Genomic DNA, 17,352 nt, shown 5'->3' on the forward strand with positions numbered 1-17,352 from the left:
GTACTGCCAGAGATTTAATCATTCGGTTGTGAACGCAGTATATGAGACATTCATTTTTACAAACCTTCTTTTTTTCCGAATCCCTGAGGACTTACATCCGTTCATTGGTGCAAAGAGACTGTGACGTAGATGACGTTTTGCAAGATACTTACTTGAAGATGGCAGGGGCAGAGAATTCCATTGACCACCCGCAACGCTATGCAAAAAGGGTGGCACGAAACATTGCTTTCGATATGCACCGCAAACAATGTAACATGCCTCAAGAAATGACGCATGAGCCAACATGTGACAAAACAGATCTAGATAGATTAATGGCACAGACACAACGCATCGAGCACTATCAACGTATTGTCTCGAATATGCCAAAGGTGAGAAAGGATGTGTTTATTCGCTATCGCATCGAAGGCCAAACAAAATCTCAAATAGGCAAAGCATTAGGTTTGTCTCAAGAAAGTGTTAATAAGCACATTACACGTGCATTAAGTAGCTTAAAGTGTGAAATGGAAAAACTGATGTCAGCTAACAATGAGCACGGTTAACGAGAGCGCTGTTAATATGCATAAATTAAACAATGAATCCTGCCCGATTAAAGAGGACAAACTTGCCCAACAAATTTGGGATGACCCAGCGCTTACAGAAGCCTTAAAATCCTTACCAACTACTAATACAGTAACGTCCAATAAAAGCTATGCAAAGTATTGGGTGTCGGGCGTAGCAGCGAGTTTTATTTTGCTCGTGATAGTTAGCTTTACTCAATTTACTCCTGTCACAGGTCAAACGGAATTGAATAAACATTTAAGTAATCAATACAAAACGCAACGAGCAGAACGACAAGCGATTGCTCTTGCCGATGGTAGTAACATCCACTTAAATGCCGATACACAACTAAGTGTTGTGTTGTCTGAGTCAATGAGGCAGGTCTCGCTGAGTAAAGGCGAAGCTTACTTTGATGTCGCTCATAACGCGAATAGACCTTTCAAAATTCAATCGTTTTATGGTCAAGTCGAAGTATTGGGCACAGCATTTAATCTTGAGCAAAGTAGTCGAGGATTGAGTGTGAGCGTTTATGAAGGGCGTGTCCGTTTATCAAACTCCGATGGAGATGAGCTAATTTTACTAGGAGGCCAGAAGGCTGAGGTGGATATCTCGGGCACTATTGGACCTAAGGTCTTGTTCAATACTACTGAATCAACTGACTGGCAACAGGGTTTGCTAAACGCAAATGATATGCCGCTTGGCCAAATTGTAGAACGTCTGAGTCGTTATTCTGTTAAGCCCCTTTATCTCGCGCCAGGATTAAGTCAGCGGAAGGTTACAGGGTCATTTGCCTTGAATGAAGTCAATACAACAATTGGGCTTATTGGAGAGTTATACGACTTAGAGGTTATAGTCAACGACGATAACGTTTATTTACGTCCCAAGTAACATGACGTGGTTGTCATTTTGTTTACGTTTAACACTGTGCACATTAGGTCTTCTTGTTTGCGCTAGTAATAGCGCTTGGTCTTCTTTACAAAACGCGGCACATACGAAGTATCTAGAAAAGCACGAAGTTGACATACCTGGTGGTAGTCTAAATGAGGCTTTATCAACCCTTTCAGCAACTTTTGATGTGTCGATTGTCGCAGATACGGACTTTATTCGTCAGTTTTCAATCCTGCATGTAAGAGGCGTATATAGCCTTGATCAAGTATTGTCGTTGATGTTGTCACCACACCCAATAAACATCGCTAGAACGGAAGGCGGGATTGTGCTAAAGCCTATCGCAGCGCAACTAAATGCCCCTGAAAGTTCCGAAGTGTTTGTTACTGATAGCGATATTGAAACACTGCAAGTAAGAGGGTTTCGTACACGTTCCTCGTTTATCATAGGCAAGCAATCATGGAACCAGCAGGTCGAAGAGGAATTTTATCGCCGACTGCAATACAACGGCAGTATCAGTTCGGCAAATTACGGTGCACTAAGTGTTCTGCCGTCATCTAATCTTGCAGAAGCGTTTGGATATTTATCGGGAGTGACTATTTCACGAGATTTTGGCGAGGGTTTGAGCGTCAGCGCTCGTGGCGTCGGACCCGCTTATCAATCCACTATGCTAAATGGTCACCTACTTGCAGTAAATGAAAATGTGCGTGATAGCGGACAATTGGGTAGGGCGTTTAGGTTTGATGTGCTGCCTGTACAACACATTGAGCGTATTGATGTCTATAAGTCGCCAAATGCAGCGATGCCTGAAAGTGGTATAGGGGCAACGATTGGTATGAAAAGTATGCAAGCCTTATCTATAGGTGAAGGTATTCGTCAAATAAGTATTGGGCTTGAGCATAACGTTCATGCACAAAAAAAAGCGCTAAACACACAGGTGTTGAGTAATTGGGTGAATCAGGAGCAAAGCCTAGGACTACTGTTGACAGCTAACAGCCATGGGCGCTTTATTCGCCAAGATCACTTTCAAACTTGGGATTGGGAGCAAAATGGGAATAGTTATTTACTAGAGCAATTAGGCACTGATGTGCTGTTACCGAGTAATCGCATGGCGATCACCCTAGAAAACGAGCGACGAAACACAAATGGGGCATCGGCTTCTGTGCAGTGGCGCCCAGCAGATAATATTGATATCAGCGCTGAGCACTTTTATTCCTCGTTAACCAGTGATTACATTGAACAACGATGGTTGAGTCGACTAGATACGGCCACACAGCTAGGAGATGATTTTGCCATACACGGCAACAGTTTAGTTTCAGCAGATTTTGAAAACGTTGCGCATCGCACCGCACTAGACACGTCAAAGCAAGCCCATACAAACAGCACAAGTATGCTGACACTTACAACGCAAAGCGAACCGTGGCAATGGTATGGGTCATTTGCAAATACTGAAGCGATCAGTTCGACAGTGCGGCCAATTACCCGAACACGTATTCAAACTGCACCTATAAATGTGCGTTTTTCATTAGCGGGAGGACAAAGTGCACAGCCAGTGTATTCACTAGATCCTTTGCCTAGTATTGCCTTAGATTCATCTTTTTTTGAACATATTAGTGCTCGTAATATACGTGTCTCAGACCGAGGTAAGTCGCTCAGAAGCTTTTTATCCTACCAAGGTGATGACGCAAACTTGAGGCAGCTAAAATTTGGGGTGGACTGGCGGCAAAAAGTACGTACCTACATGCGTCAAGACGTGAATGTCGATGTTGATCAACTGGCAGATATTCCAGTCGTGCAACCGCATGTGGATGACGTCCGCGTGAGCGGTTTTTTAAATGGATATTTAGCCGGATCATTCCCCTATGTTTGGCAAGTGCCCAATCAAAGTGTGTCGGAACATGCATTGCAACAAATGCCATTTGATTTACCCTCGCAGGCAGATCGCGCGCGCAGCTATAAAATTAAAGAGCGGGTAACAGGAGCATTTACCGCAGTCGACTTTTCTTTTACAGCGCCTACGCCAATGGACGTAAACCTCGGATTAAGATGGCAATCATGGCAAGTTTCAGTGTTGGGTGCAGCACTATTCGAACTGCAAGAATCATCAATATTGCCGCTTGTGGATGAGGTGACGACGCAACATGCCTTTTGGTTACCAAACCTTAACCTTAGCGCAGATGTTTACGAGGGCGTGCAAGTAAAGTTTGCGATGGGTCAGTCTTTAGCGTTTCCCAGCTATTCAGATTTACAGCCGGGCTTGTCATTGAATACGACTGAAGGTGTTCTGCTTGCTTCGGGTGGCAATCCAAGACTGATGCCAGTGAAATCCAGTCACGCGGAAATAGGTGTGCTATTAACATCTACACCTTGGTTTAAATTGTCAGTTGGGGGGTTCTTGCGTCGCTTAACGGGCTTTGTGAATATTGGCAGCCGTCCCATCGATATAGATGGGCGTGAGTATCAGGTATCCCGTCCAGAAAACAATAAGGGGTTTACCTTGCATGGCCTTGAAGCTGATGCATTTGTGAATCTAAATAAGACAATGTCAGTTAGGCTCAGTAGCACATGGCTGGCAGATGACCTGCGCAAATATGGCGTAAGCGCAGTGGCGGATTGGGAGTACAAATTACAACTGTTATATGAGCATCAAAAAGTAACAGCAAGCGTGTCAATGGATGAACAAAGCGATATGTTATTTAACCAACGAGGTTTGTCGACACCCGACACCCGTTTGGCCTCCCAGCGTTTTATCAATGCGCATATTGCTTACCAAATAAACGACAATCTAGAACTTAGTTTAACAGGGAAAAACCTATTCGCATCGCCGGTAATTTATTACTTTGAGCACGCAGGTGAAGAGGTGTTCAAAGAAGCTGAATATGTAGGTAAGCGGCTTTCTTTTAACGTCAAATGGACGATTTAACACCCAGTCACTATGACTTCACGATAAATATGCCAACACAATAATTCTTGTTAGTGTGTGACTTTGTCACCAAATTTTCACAAAACACATTGTCCTAATCTTTCCTTGAGATCCGTCTTTTAGGTATCAACATGATAGTCGTAATCTTGGCTGGAAAAAGTGTAAATTTCTACCAGCTGATTAAGCGGTTCAACTGCGTCTGTTGTGGCGATTGTGCAAAATAACGGTAGCCCATAAATCGGATAATAGGAAAGAATATGCAAAAACTAATGTCGATAGTACTCGTTGCATTATTGCTTAGTACTAAAGTGTATGCGCAAGTAAAATATAATGAAATAAGCCAAAAGTCCTCTCACAATAGCTATTCAAGAGATGAGGGAATATTAGACCAATTAGTGTTTCATAGAATACGTTCTATCGAGTTTGATTTACATCGGGGCAAGATAGGCCGTCCGTCTATTAATAAAGACTGGTACGTTTATCATACCCCAGTTATCGACACAAAAACTAATTGCGATAAATTTAGTGACTGCTTACGTGAGCTTCAAATCTTTGATCAACAAATACCACAACATGAAGTAGTAACAGTTTGGTTTGATATAAAGGATGGCTTCGCGAGTGGTCAATCAGCAGAAGAATTGGATGCCGTAATCAAACGATTTATCGATGAAGATGATATTTTAAAACCAAGCGATTTATTTAACGCTTGCGAGAGCGCTACTGGGCTTAAACAAACAGTAACAGGAAATTGCAATTGGCCATCTCTTAGTAGCCTTAAAGGAAAATGGATTTTTGTTGTTACCGACACCAGTTATGCGAGTAATCGTCCGACGCGTTTGGGCTTTTCATCCGCAGCCATTAGCAGCATAAACGATGTCGGCCGGGCGGATAAACTATTTTTCAATACGAATAGTTCAAGTCAGGCCTTGGCTAAATATATATTTGATAGCGGTTTTATTACACGTCGTTACATCGTAAATAGTCAAAATGACTTTAATGCAGCGCTGGGCGCCCGAGTCCATCATATTGCAACGGATAAAATTAATTATCGTCGAGATACATGGTCAAAAACGCACAACCATAATGGTTATCCGTTTTTGTGTATTTTACACTCATGTCAAAATTATACCGAGGTAGATGACATAATTGGGATAAACGTAAATTCAGAAGACATATGGGGAAGCAGTGATAATTTCAGTTTTCAATATCAAAACAAAAACCAAGCTAACGGTCGATGGGAAGCGGCCGTGAATGTCGCGAGTAGTCATGTAGACCCTTTTGCAAAATCATGTTTGATGGCACGAGCCGAATTATCAGCCCAAAGCCCTTACTTTGCAGTATGTCGTTTATCAGATAATGGGCCTCTAGTCACTCAATACAGAATGCGCTATGGGGATAGAACTAATGCTAAAAATGGTACTATCCGCAATGTTACTGGTATCAGTCAAAACGATCTAAGCTATATAAAAATTGACGTTTATAGCAATGGGCGTTGTATCTCGGGGCAAGGTTCACGAGATGGTATCTCTTGGACGACAATTACAAATCAATGCTTTAATCAAACGTTAAAGTATCAAGGACTTGCTGCAAGCTCTCATGGAAACAATACGGTAAAACACCTCTTTAGTAATCCTAGGTATTGGAATAACACTCAACAAAAAAATGAATTTTCAAGCCGCCAATTTGGAACCGTTAGATCATCCACTGTGTTTCAAGGTGCTTTTTAAAAAGCACCTACGAGAAGGTAGTTAATAGATACAATATTTAGTCCGTATTCTGGATAAGTAATAGCTGATTTAAGATGGGCTTTTAAAACGCAGAGATACGCGTTTTGAGTTCTGCTAAACGTTATTGCTTCTCCAGATTCGAGTAAGTAAATTTCGATGTACAACTAATGCAATGGACAAGTCGTGCTCAATGTGAGCCTAGTTGCTTGCACCTTTGTCACTAAATTGTCACAAAAAATATTGTCCTAATCTTTTCGAGAGATCCGTCTTTTAGGCATCAACTAAGAGAGAACTCATATGAAAACTACATTATTTACACCTCTGGCAATTGCTGTAACGACCGCGTTTAGTGCAAATGCTATGGCGCAAACTACTCAAACAAACAAAGATGAAGCTGTTGAGCAAATATTGGTACTCGGCTCGTACTCAAGTAGCGTGCTGCGCGCGATGGACCTGAAGCGCTCTGCTGATACAGTGTCAGATGCAATCTCTGCGGAAGACATCGGTAAATTTCCCTCTGAAAACGTTGCAGAAGCTTTACAACTAGTACCAGGTGTTCAAATTGATAGAAACCGCGGAGAAGGGCTTGGTGTGAGTGTAAGAGGTTTAGGCCCAACGTTTCAAGTCGCTCAGCTAAATGGGCGCAGTATTGCAGTGAACGAAAACGTCGAAAACAGCGGGCAAAACGGTAGACAATTTCGGTTTGACGTGTTGCCTTCATCACTTATTTCGGGCCTCGAGGTTATAAAGGCACCAACAGCAAAAATGGAAGAAGGCGCTATTGGTGGGTTAGTAAATATACAAACCTTTAAACCCTTACAGTTAGGAAACTCGGGCTCTATCAACGTCAGTGCAACACAGTCAGACTTAGCCGATAGTATCGATCCAAAAGTGTCGGGTTTATATAGCTGGATGAGCGACGATAAGTCTTTAGGTGTATTAGTCTCAGGTGCATACTCAAAACGGGACATACGTCAAGATCGGGTGTTTACTTTTAACTGGATCAGAGGTGCGTTGAACGCGGCCGAATCAGAAACACAGTCACTTGACAATGCTTTTGCGCCTCAAAGAAACAGACCAACCTTAGAGCGTCAAGAACGGACGCGTCAGTCACTCGCTTCAAGTATTCAATGGAAAAGCAGTGATACGCATGAACTCAGTGTCGATTTACTTATGTCAAAGTTCAACGTAGCGTTTGACGAGATTGGGATCGATATTGAATTAGGCGGTAGCGTCGAAAACCCGGTGTTGCAGGGAGATTCTTTAGTATCAGGTACTGCGCTTGATACTAATTTACAATTATCTCGCGAAAGTTCTGATTCAGAGCATGATGCGTTTAGCATTGCAATAAACAACCAATGGGAGCGTAAAGACTGGGCGTTATCAGTTGATGTCAGTCACTCTACCGCAAACAGTGAAACAGTTGATCCTATTAGGCGTACCCGTATTCGATTAAACGATCAGGCTGTAGGGTTTGACTACAGTGCTGGTTTTGAAGATGCACCGTCGTTTACTTTCCCTGTAGATATTACAGATACAGCCATTTTCCCCGGACGTCGTATAGAGTACAGAACGATAGCCGTTGAAGATACCGACAATGCACTAAAACTCGACGCAGAGAGGTATTTCTCGGGCTTAGTGTCGTCAATTGAGTTTGGCCTGCACGCACGGCAGCGTGAACGTGAGTATAATCGCCGAGACATTCGAGTATCGGATGGCATCAGTGGTCAATTCTTTGATACAAGTTTCTACGAGACTTTCCCAGTTAATGATTTTGCTAGCCAAGTGAGTAGTAGCTATCCGAGCATATGGGCGGTACCTAACGAAAACAGCTTTTTCTCTAGCTTTTTTGCACCAGAATTGTTGAGCAATCCACTGACCGCAGGTGATCAGCGAAATTCTTATGTTGTCGATGAGAGCATTGCTGCCGCTTACGTCATGTTAAATGTCGAAAGCCAAGATGCTCTCCCGTTTTACGGAAACATTGGTTTGCGTGTTGTACGCTCAGAGCAATCACCGGTAGGTACCAGCATCATTGACAATACCCCCCAAGCTGTGGACTTTGAATCTAGTTCAGTAGAAATATTGCCTAGCGCAAATTTAAATTTTGAGTTGTCAGATGAACTATTGTTGCGTACCGCATTTGCCAAAGTGCTTACCCGTCCATCGCTACCAGATTTGAGGCCTGGTCTGACTTTTAGCACTGACTCGCCCACTGCGAGGGGCGGAAATCCTTTGCTTGCACCCTATGAAGCGATGCAGTACGACCTCTCCGCAGAATACTATTTTTCTGACGCAGCCTATGTATCGGCGGGTTATTTTTATAAGGACATTACCACCTTTATTTCTACCCAAGCGCAACTGTTGAATGTCGAAGGAACAGAGGTCATTTTAAGTGCGCCGTCAAACACCGGTAGCGGTGATATCTCTGGTGTTGAAATCGCTTATCAACAAGTATTTGAAACGCTGCCCGCCCCTTTTAACGGATTGGGATTACAAGCCAATTACACCTATGTTGAAAGTGAAGTAGAAGTAACAGAGGATGGACAATTGCTCGCGCAACCGATCGCAGGTTTATCTGAAAATAGCTTCAATTTAGTAGCGTTTTATGAGTATGGAGGATTTGGGCTTCGCATGGGTTACAACTGGCGAGATGATTTCTTAGTAAGTAATGGTGTAGGCGCTGTATCAGATCAATACCAAGACGCTTTTGGGACACTGGACAGTAGCGTATCCTATGACTTTACTGAGAACGTCAGGCTACAGTTTGAGGCTGTAAATATTACCGATGAATCAATTAAAACTTATTTTGATGACCGAATCAGAGGTGGTCGGATTGACCACTACGGTCGTCGTTTTTCCCTAGGTGTTAGTGCAAAGTTCTAAGTGTCACCTTTTGTGGCGCCTTTCGTTAAGGCGCCATTTTTATTATGTTTTACTCCATCAAAAGAATATCCATAGATAATTCGCTTAGCGGTTCATTTTACGCATCGTTGTTGTTATCTGCGGCCTGCACCGTCGTTTATGAAATGGATTCTGCACTTTTTTTAAAAGGTGATACTACATTTCGCCCAGATGATTTTGATGTGAAAAGTGCTTTGTCTGCACAAGAAATAGCAAATAGAAAGTCGGTGTCATCCGGCGAAAGTTGAGTTACACCAAAACTAGCGGTTAGTCTTATAGACTGCTTGTTAAAGGTGAATTCTTCTTTCATTAAGTGTCGCCGAATTTTTTCGGCGACAGCACTAGCACCGCTCGCATTTGTATCTGGCAGTACAATGACAAATTCCTCGCCCCCAAATCGCGCAACAAAATCAATATGTCTTACAGTTTGCCTTAAAATATCGGCGAATTGTATTAAGACACTATCACCCGCCAAGTGGCCATATTCATCGTTAATGGTTTTAAAGCGATCGATATCGCAGATAATAAGACTGCATTCCTTGTCTTCCTTCTGGACTAAGCTTATTTGTGCATCACCAAATTCAAATAAACCCCGGCGGTTGGCGAGTTTTGTTAGCGGGTCGTGAAATGCTTCAGTTTTAAGTTTTTGGTTCAAATTCTGATATTTTAATAACGCGGGTCTAAAAATAAAAAAACCTTCGAGTAGGACTGTCGCTATAAGAATAAGAATGACTGCGCGTTGTTGCTGATACAGCTTGGAAAAAGTAGTTTGAGATTCTTCTTCATATTGAGAAACCGCATATTCTAAACTTTTGAGTAATGCATCCTTTTCCGTTTGTATGTAAATGATGTTTTGTTCAGCGTTTGCGATAGCCAACTCATCACCGTTGAGCAGTGCGAGTTGAGTAGATAAATATTTGTCTGTTCTGGCCTTAATTTGGTGTGGGCTATTTAAATACAATGCACTTAACGCCTCTGACAATTCCAAATATTTGGGTGGGTGCTTAACGCCTTCTGACATTAAAAAGGCTAAATTATTTTGCATTTGTTGAATTGCTTGCAGCGCTTGTTGATGAGTTGTTGGATCATTACTTTTGAGATACTCAGTCGTTAATAATGCAGTGCGCTGAGATAACATTCTTTGCTGGCCGCCGATGTTTATAACTTTGCCACCTTCTGAGTAGTGGTTTAGCATTTGGTTAAGATTAAACAGTACTAACAAACAAAGCAGCGTGACAACAATAAATGACACACTAAATTTAATACTTACTTTTGTCTCACTCATGTTCAGCTGTTTCAAATGGCGTTTGTTTAAAAAAGCAAATACTGGGCCGGATTATTTCATACTTTGGTCTTACGATCGACATTCGTTATGCTGTACCTTTAAGTCCATGCTGCTGCAAATAAGTTGAAGTTAGTTACACCCTCTACTATTGTAGTGTTTTGTTTTTTTAACGAATTTTTAAATGCCTGAACCTTTTAAAAATCTATTTTCTAGCGCCTTAATTGAACAAATGGGGCGGTGTTTTACGGCGTTTTCGTCCGACTTTGATGAGCAGAAATTTGTTGCTTTAGCGTCATCTGCGCTTGATACCTTAGAATTAAAAGAACGCAGTGAGCAGATTAAGCAAGCGATGACAGATACCTTTGGTAATGACTTTGAAGCCAACTGTAATGTCCTTGTCAAAAGTTTAAAACCTATGATTACGCCTGATGACGTTAGTGAAGCGCCCGCACATTCACATCTCATAAATGGTTGGGCAATCATGCCGATGGCAGATTATGTTGCTGAACATGGACAAGATGCCTTAGACGTATCTATGCAGACTTTGTATGAGTTAACTCAGCGATTTTCTGCGGAGTTCGCTATACGTCCATTTTTATTGACCTATCCAAAAGGTGTTATTGCAATTTTAAACAAATGGGTAAGCGACCCTAGTCATCACGTGCGCCGTTTAGTTTCTGAAGGCACGCGCACGCGTCTACCGTGGGGCATACAGCTCAAGAATTTTATTGAAGATCCATCACCAGTCATTCCCCTACTTGAAGCGCTAAAAGACGATCCATCAGAATATGTTAGGCGGTCTGTTGCCAATAACCTGAATGATCTTGCTAAAGACCACCCAGCCTTAGTCGTAAATATTGTTAAGCAATGGCGAAATGGGGCGGATAAGCATAGAGAACGCTTAATAAAGCATGCCTGTCGCACCTTATTTAAGCAAGGACATGCCGGTGCTTTAGAGGTGTACGGGTACAATAGACCTAAATTACGTGTTTGCGATTTGCGTCTATCGACTCAGACCGTGTCGGTCGGTGAAGACTTATTGTTAGAAGCAACACTCATGGGCGAGGACGGTGTATCACAATCATTAATGATTGATTATGTGGTGTATCATAAAAAAGCAAACGGCAAATCAATGCCAAAAGTATTCAAGTGGAAGACAATCGAGCTGAAAGGGCTTGAGAGTAAAAAAATAAACATGACGAAAAAACACAGCTTTAAACCGGTCACAACACGCAAGTATTATGTTGGCGAGCATAAAGTTGCGCTAAAAATAAACGGCGTTGAACAAGCCTCGGTGCCCTTTGAGTTGGTATAACTTATGAAAAACAGACAGCAGATCATTGATGAAGAACTCTTAAGGGTAGACGGCGTATGCCCCGGTAATGGCCATGCAAAGCATAAGAAAATGTCGATTAGTCCGTTTGTTTTTTATCGAGGTACTTCTCAGCTTTTCTATAACGATGTTGCGTGCGGCTTGCTTGATATCCCCTCTGTTGAAAATATACCACTGACGACAATAATGGGTGATTGCCATACTTCAAATTTTGGTTTTTTTACTGAAGAAGGCAGCTTTGGTGAACGTATCATATTTTCAGTCAATGATTTTGATGATGCGTGTGTAGGCCATGGTATTTGGGATATTATTCGTTTATTGGTGAGTTTATTGCTTGCCGCAGAGCATTGTAAAGGGGTGGTTGACGGGTGTTACGCCTCAGAAAAAGACTATAGTCACAAAACGGCTGTAGACAACGGGCAAGTGCAGCGGGCAATGCAAGCCTTCTTAAATGCGTACATGTTAGTCTTAGAGCAGGGCCTGAGCAGAAAAGCCTCTGATACATATTTTCTAGATGAAACGTTTGACGATTTTGCGACCCCATCGCCAATACAAAAGCGTTATCAAAAAGCCAAAAAAGTGGTCTTGGGCGGAGAGTGTTTTCTAGAGAAAAGCTCGCTTGCCAAAGCAATTGCGCTTGAACACTATCCATTGAAGTTTAAACAACGAGAAGATAAGTTTGTCCGCTTATCTGGTGAAGAATTTAGAGAAATTACGCGTGCAGTATCTCCTTATTTTTTTGAAAGCATACTAGATATAGTCGCTAGGGTTGGCTCTGGTACCGGCTCTGTAGGCATGCAGCGTTATTACGCACTTGTTGGGCCAGAGGATATCAATGAAGTGAGTCAACTAGCCCTGTGTCATGTCGTAGAGATTAAACAACAACGAGAGGCGGCGCCGCTTTTCCATTTCCCAAATTTGCACCACCAGAACAGGCTTAATCCCGCACATTTAACCGTAAAATGTCAACGCCGAATGCAACGCCGCAGCGACTACATTCTTGATGAAGCTTATTTTAATGCGCAGCATTGGTTAGTGCGCTCTCGCCACCATGCCAAAGTAGGTATTGACCCCGAACATATCGGTATTGGCAAAGTAAATACACACCATGGCGGGTTTATTTTTTACGCGAGCGCATGTGGACAAGAGCTGGCGAGGGCACATTGTCGGGGGGATAGATATTCTCTAGATTACGAACGAGCGCAATTATCCTACTTACAAACACATGCAAAGCGTTTACTTGAAATCGCTAATCAATATGCCAAACAAGTAATGCAAGACTGGACATATTTGTGCGAAATGGAGCAATAGACGGTTACGTCAATGTGTTAATCTTAAGCCTTCGTTCAGCTCGGTCTATTCTTATTGTTTTTTCTTGGATATCGCAGAAATCATTGCGCATAAGTAAAGCACTAACGTTGCTAAGAGAATAGCGATTATGTCATGCCAGTCAAACAGACCAGTACGAAAATAGGGTTGTAAGACCTCGTATATTACTCCGCCAAGTCCCGTATAAAAAATTCTTTTATTTAAAGATAAAGATGAGTCAAAATATGAGAGGAAAAAGAATGTTGTTATTAGCCCTAAAAAGCTGGGTGCAGAACCAGCGATGCCAAAGTCGTTGATATCGTTCTCATATATATATGGGCGATAGACAAAGGTAAAGATAGTAGTAACAACTAGCCCGATAAAAAAATAAACAAATAATTTTATGTCTCGTTGTACTTTAATCTCTGTGTTTTTCTCGCCCATATTAGTGCATCTTCTTTTTAAGTTAATGTTTAATGCGTGGTAAAGAATATGAGATTGCTGCAATAACGTTAACTGGTCATTAGGTAAGATTTGTCTATTTACAACGTAAAAGATAGACAATGTGAGCTGTCATTCACAACCACCCCTTCTGTTTTGCTATTCTGGCGGCATCAGCACGATTCGTGGCATTCAATTTGGATATTGCTTCTGAAAAATAATTGCGAATGGTGCCTTCAGACAAAAAAAGGCGTTCCGCAACTTCTTTCGTTTTTAGTCCCTCACTGGCTAAGGCCAACGCTTTCGCTTCTTTGGTAGATAAGGGGTTGGTATCTTCCAGTGCCATCATCGCTAATTCTGGTTCTATTACTTTATTTCCTGCAACAACCGTTTGAATGCTTTTAAGTAAGTACTCGCTATCAGCCTCTTTGAGTATAAACCCTACTACACCTGCTTTAAGCGCGCGATTAATATAGCCTGGTTTGGCAAACGTCGTCATGATGACAAATTTACTCTGGTTGGTATTTTTCAATGATTCTGCAAGGCTCAAACCCGAGACCTTCGGCATTTCTATATCACTTAATATCACCTCTGGCGGGGGGTTAGTCGCAAGCCAATCTATAGCTGCTTGACCATCTTCGCATTTGGCGACGACATCAATATCTTCTTCCAAACTTAATAGTGTTGCAATGGCGTCGCGCACCAATCGTTGATCTTCTACTACCATGATAGTCGTCATTCTGCTTCCTTTGATGTGTTGTTTTGGCTAACCAATAGGGGGAATATCACTGAAACGCAAACGCCCTTGTCAATTGTAAAGTCAACCTTAGCACCAAGTATTGCAGCGCGCTCTTCAATACCTGTTGTCCCATTTCCTTTTACAATTGCTGAATTGGTGTCGTTGGTGGCAACGATTCCGTTGTCTTGGATAACCATTGACGCTGTGTCATTCTCTTGAGCTACAGTGATGGAGACCAAATTGCCGTTACAGTGCCGCAGTATATTTGTCATGCACTCTTTCATGATGAGTGTGAGATTGGTCTCTTGAACGGCGTTTAAGCTTGTCAGCACGTTTGTATCGATACTTTTTTCAATGATGAATTGTTTGTCTCGTAGTTGAGCAAGGCTTTTCTCAATTTCATCTTCCATTGACAAGTGTTTGATACCAGTGACTGTTTTTCTAATTTCACTCAATAAATTCTGCGATAACGTTGCGAGCTCCTTAACTTCGCTGCGGGCTTGTTCGTATTTACCTTTTTCCATGAGTTTGTCCGCTACTTGGGCTTTTAATGAAATGCCACTCAATGCATGGCCGGCAATATCATGCAAATCACGTCCTATGCGTTCACGTTCGGCAATTGCACTTAAGGTGCCAAGCGCTTCTTTAGCCTGTGTGTCTTTAATTAAATGCGTGGTTTCTCTTCTTTCCATGAAGCCAAACCCAAGCAGTGCACAACAATTTAACAGGCAAGCCAGAAGAAACAACCATTGGCCAGGGTACATAAAGTGCTGCAACGCTAGGATGCTAAGCATAACGCCAGACGTCACGCTAATACTAACGGCAGGGCGGTAATAGTAGCCGACAACAAAACTCATATAACCAAAGAGTATTGCACCTCCAACATTAAACACGCTTGCCGCGTTGTTTATTAAAAATAGACATACCAGTAATACGGGTATCAGTTTTTTCGGGGTATTTACAGTTACGACATAAAAAGCAACAAATACAAGGTAGCATGTTCCAATGATGACGTATTGGCTCGTATCTTTTGTCGCGCCAAAAAATAATGGCGTAAAGTAAAACAGTGAAAATAGTAAGGATGTATATGCCCACTTTTTTTTGCGACCTTCCGCCAATAACGGAAGAAGTACTTCATTTTTCATAGGTCAGTTCCCTTTGATCGTTATCACATATACATATTGTTGTGTTAAGTCAGTAGCGGCCTTCACGCTATTGAAACACCATGCTTGATTTACTCGTGATTAAAATAGTGCCGCAAACAATCAACAATATCCCAACAAGTGCATAAATATCAAAGCTTTGTTTGAAAATTATTACTGATGTTATGCTTACCAATGCGATTCCCATGCCTGACCAAATAGCATAGGCAACTGCGACGCCCATGTGCTTTAGCACAAAGGCAAATACTATGCCGGATATCGCGTAAAAAATAATAGATGTTGTGCCATAATTCGTATTTTCCCAGCCATTCGACGCCTTAAGGAAAAGTGTTGCTGTGACTTCTGTCAATATGGCGATAGCGAGTAGTAAATAGGTCATTAGTTTGCCTCAGAAAGTAGATTAATTTGCTGAAATTTCTGTTTCTGAGTGCGTTGCCGATGCTGATATTCCAATAGATAGATGGATACAACGTAGAGGCTGACAATAACACATGAAATTGCTTCTACTCTGTGTTCTGGAAATAAATACCATACAGCAACTATTGCCAGTGTTCTCCCGATTGCGTGAAAATAGCCAATCCAATGTTGTACTATCCACGAGAAGGGGATCCACATAATGCCTGCAAGTATACCTATACTGAGTGACAGTGTTTGATAGTCAGATTGGGCGGCAGGAATACTAATACCAAATACGAGCAATGCCATTATCAAACCGCTGAAAAATAGGCCATCAAATACATTTTTTTCTGTTTTTTTGCTAAAAAATCGCTCGCCCGTTAGATAAGACAAAGCCGCGCCTAAGTAGAAAATACCACCTGTACCAAAATACAACATCATGGTTTTTGTAAATTCATCGACAAAGGGGGATATTACGCCAATTGCTCCCCACACAATCATGCCAGCCAACGGCATAGCTAAAAATCTGCGTTGCTTAAATGCTTCTCTCTGTTGTTCTAAGGTTTGCGTAGTCATAGTTGATATCCAAGTTTTATGTATATGCCCCGAGGGGGTAACAAAGTATGGATACAGTTTGTCAACAAAATGGCTGATTGATAATTGTCGAAAGTCATTAATTTAATATGACATTTGTCATGACTTAACTTGCATAGTAAAGATCAACACGCCCTGGTTACTGTGTAATGTAATCGTCTATGTTTTTAAGCAGGTAGTTTTTGAATGTTTGCACAGCAAGTGATTGCCCATGTCGAGACGGAGCAAGTAAGCTCAGCTGCGCCCTTCCTGCATTCCAGTTTGGCAACACGTGAATAAGTGCACCACTATCGAGTTCTTGCCGACAGACGTAAGATGGCAGGTTAGTTACACCTAATCCATTTGTTGCGGCGCTTTTTAAACTACTCATATCATCACTTGAATATATTGAGTCATACACCACTTTCTTTTGTATGCTGTCTTGGTTTTGTAGTATCCAGTGAGAGCCTTTTGGTTGCCACCCAACATTTAAGCTTTTGGCATGGTTCAAGTCTTCCGGCGTTTTGATACTCCCTAATTTTTCCAAATATCTTGGACTTGCAAATAGCTGCCACGAAACGGTGGCAAGGTGGCGTTGAACGATGGATGAATCCGGTAAAGGTTTGGCGTGGCCTCGAATGGCCAAGTCAACGCCCGAAGACACAAGATCGATTGATTGATTTGTGACTTGTTGTATTAATTCAATTTTAGGATTAGCAGATAAAAACTTGACGACTAATGCCTGAATGGCAAATTGGGCTACGCCCACAGAACAGCTTATTACGACGCGACCACTGATTGTCTCTTTTTTGTTTAAGATTGATGCTTCTGCTAAAGCCATCTCATCCATCATTGCTTTGGCATGTCGGTAGAACAATTGCCCATAGTCGGTAATTTTGAATTGTCTTGAGGTGCGCTGAAAGAGTTTAACCTCCAAACGTTGTTCTAAGGTAGAAATATGCCTGCTGACTCTGGATTTAGGAATGCCCAACGCCCTAGCAGCTGCTGAGAATCCTTTTTTTTCTACCACATGCACAAAATAGAAATAATCATTTAAGTCGAACATTGTGTTTTTTATGTCCTTTCTATTGTTCTATTTATAGAACTTAACTTTCTTTTTTTACCTATTTTAACATTT

The 17,352-nt window shown here is 41.9% G+C and carries 14 protein-coding genes; 7 read left to right on the forward strand and 7 right to left on the reverse strand.

Going from position 1 to position 17,352, the window contains the following annotated elements; translation table 11 throughout:
- Positions 1–41: 41 nt before the first annotated feature.
- The 5 genes from QQK00_RS13065 to QQK00_RS13085 all read left to right on the forward strand — a co-directional run bounded on the left by QQK00_RS13065 (position 42) and on the right by QQK00_RS13085 (position 8,958).
- Complete coding sequence (locus QQK00_RS13065; protein WP_284218020.1) at positions 42–539, forward strand: RNA polymerase sigma factor; 498 nt, start codon at positions 42–44, stop codon at positions 537–539.
- A gap of 16 nt (positions 540–555) precedes the next feature.
- Positions 556–1,425: a FecR family protein gene (locus QQK00_RS13070; RefSeq protein WP_284218021.1), complete on the forward strand. Its 870-nt coding sequence runs from the start codon at positions 556–558 to the stop codon at positions 1,423–1,425.
- Position 1,426: 1 nt separating this feature from the next.
- On the forward strand, positions 1,427–4,345 hold the full coding sequence (locus QQK00_RS13075; protein ID WP_284218022.1) for a TonB-dependent receptor: 2,919 nt from the start codon (positions 1,427–1,429) through the stop codon (positions 4,343–4,345).
- Positions 4,346–4,602: 257 nt separating this feature from the next.
- Positions 4,603–6,072, forward strand: a complete 1,470-nt coding sequence (locus tag QQK00_RS13080) for a Ca2+-dependent phosphoinositide-specific phospholipase C (RefSeq protein ID WP_284218023.1) — start codon at positions 4,603–4,605, stop codon at positions 6,070–6,072.
- Positions 6,073–6,369: 297 nt separating this feature from the next.
- Positions 6,370–8,958, forward strand: coding sequence for a TonB-dependent receptor (locus tag QQK00_RS13085; protein ID WP_284218024.1), 2,589 nt, complete (start codon positions 6,370–6,372; stop codon positions 8,956–8,958).
- A 136-nt stretch (positions 8,959–9,094) separates the two neighbouring features.
- Here the strand turns inward: QQK00_RS13085 and QQK00_RS13090 are convergent, their stop codons facing one another.
- Entirely contained in the window at positions 9,095–10,261 is a 1,167-nt protein-coding gene (locus QQK00_RS13090) for a diguanylate cyclase (protein WP_284218025.1), read from the reverse strand.
- Positions 10,262–10,442: 181 nt separating this feature from the next.
- Here QQK00_RS13090 and QQK00_RS13095 point away from each other — a divergent pair, with 181 nt between their 5' ends.
- Together QQK00_RS13095 and QQK00_RS13100 are read left to right on the forward strand one after the other, a co-directional pair.
- Positions 10,443–11,576 carry a DNA alkylation repair protein gene (locus QQK00_RS13095; protein ID WP_284218026.1) on the forward strand — a complete coding sequence of 378 codons (1,134 nt, stop codon included), beginning with the start codon at positions 10,443–10,445 and terminating at the stop codon, positions 11,574–11,576.
- 3 nt (positions 11,577–11,579) lie between these two features.
- Entirely contained in the window at positions 11,580–12,905 is a 1,326-nt protein-coding gene (locus tag QQK00_RS13100; protein WP_284218027.1) for a DUF2252 family protein, read from the forward strand.
- A 51-nt stretch (positions 12,906–12,956) separates the two neighbouring features.
- Here QQK00_RS13100 and QQK00_RS13105 read toward each other — a convergent pair whose 3' ends face one another.
- The 6 genes from QQK00_RS13105 to QQK00_RS13130 all read right to left on the reverse strand — a co-directional run bounded on the left by QQK00_RS13105 (position 12,957) and on the right by QQK00_RS13130 (position 17,280).
- Positions 12,957–13,346 (reverse strand): hypothetical protein, encoded by a 390-nt coding sequence (locus QQK00_RS13105; RefSeq protein ID WP_284218028.1) that lies wholly within the window; start codon positions 13,344–13,346, stop codon positions 12,957–12,959.
- A 133-nt stretch (positions 13,347–13,479) separates the two neighbouring features.
- Entirely contained in the window at positions 13,480–14,082 is a 603-nt protein-coding gene (locus QQK00_RS13110; protein WP_284218029.1) for a response regulator transcription factor, read from the reverse strand.
- Positions 14,079–15,227: a sensor histidine kinase gene (locus tag QQK00_RS13115; RefSeq protein WP_284218030.1), complete on the reverse strand. Its 1,149-nt coding sequence runs from the start codon at positions 15,225–15,227 to the stop codon at positions 14,079–14,081. The genes QQK00_RS13110 and QQK00_RS13115 overlap by 4 nt, the downstream gene beginning before the upstream one ends.
- A 67-nt stretch (positions 15,228–15,294) precedes the next feature.
- On the reverse strand, positions 15,295–15,624 hold the full coding sequence (locus QQK00_RS13120; RefSeq protein WP_284218031.1) for a DMT family transporter: 330 nt from the start codon (positions 15,622–15,624) through the stop codon (positions 15,295–15,297).
- A complete protein-coding gene (locus QQK00_RS13125; RefSeq protein ID WP_284218032.1) occupies positions 15,624–16,217 on the reverse strand; it encodes a DUF7010 family protein in 594 nt (197 codons plus the stop codon). The genes QQK00_RS13120 and QQK00_RS13125 overlap by 1 nt, the downstream gene beginning before the upstream one ends.
- Positions 16,218–16,374: 157 nt before the next feature.
- Positions 16,375–17,280: a LysR substrate-binding domain-containing protein gene (locus QQK00_RS13130; RefSeq protein WP_284218033.1), complete on the reverse strand. Its 906-nt coding sequence runs from the start codon at positions 17,278–17,280 to the stop codon at positions 16,375–16,377.
- Between the last annotated feature and the right edge of the window lie 72 nt (positions 17,281–17,352).

It is taken from the genome of Agaribacter marinus (genome assembly GCF_030160655.1).
Lineage (GTDB): Bacteria > Pseudomonadota > Gammaproteobacteria > Enterobacterales > Alteromonadaceae > Glaciecola > Glaciecola marina.